Source organism: Vogesella mureinivorans (assembly GCF_007644035.1).
In the GTDB taxonomy this organism is placed as follows: domain Bacteria; phylum Pseudomonadota; class Gammaproteobacteria; order Burkholderiales; family Chromobacteriaceae; genus Vogesella; species Vogesella mureinivorans.
On the sequence record NZ_VMTV02000239.1, the window covers coordinates 1 to 293 of the forward strand.

At 66.9% G+C, this 293-nt stretch carries 1 protein-coding gene; it reads right to left on the bottom strand.

Annotated features, from left to right (window positions below; translation table 11 throughout):
• Window positions 1-30: 30 nt before the first annotated feature.
• Window positions 31-293, bottom strand: a 263-nt coding sequence (locus FLQ44_RS08075; RefSeq protein WP_240801212.1) for a DUF3297 family protein, incomplete at its 5' end; no start/stop codon positions are given.

A 293-nucleotide genomic window follows, 5' to 3' on the forward strand; every position in this document is an offset into this window, starting at 1 on the left:
GTCGGGCGCCCTGGCCAGACGGGAGCTGGATCAGGCCTCCCCGTCGTCCTTGAAATAGGGCTCCACCGGACCCTGCAGCTTGACGGTCAGCTGGTTGCCCTTGCGGTCCACGCGGTTGCCGACGGCGAGGCGAACCCAGCCTTCGGACACGCAGTATTCCTCGACATTGGTCTTCTCCTCGCCCTTGAAGCGGATGCCGACCCCGCGCGCGAGCATGGCCTCGTCATGGTGCGGGCTGGCGGGATTGACGGACAGGCGGTCGGGAGGCGTTTCGGACATGGCGGCTCTTTTCG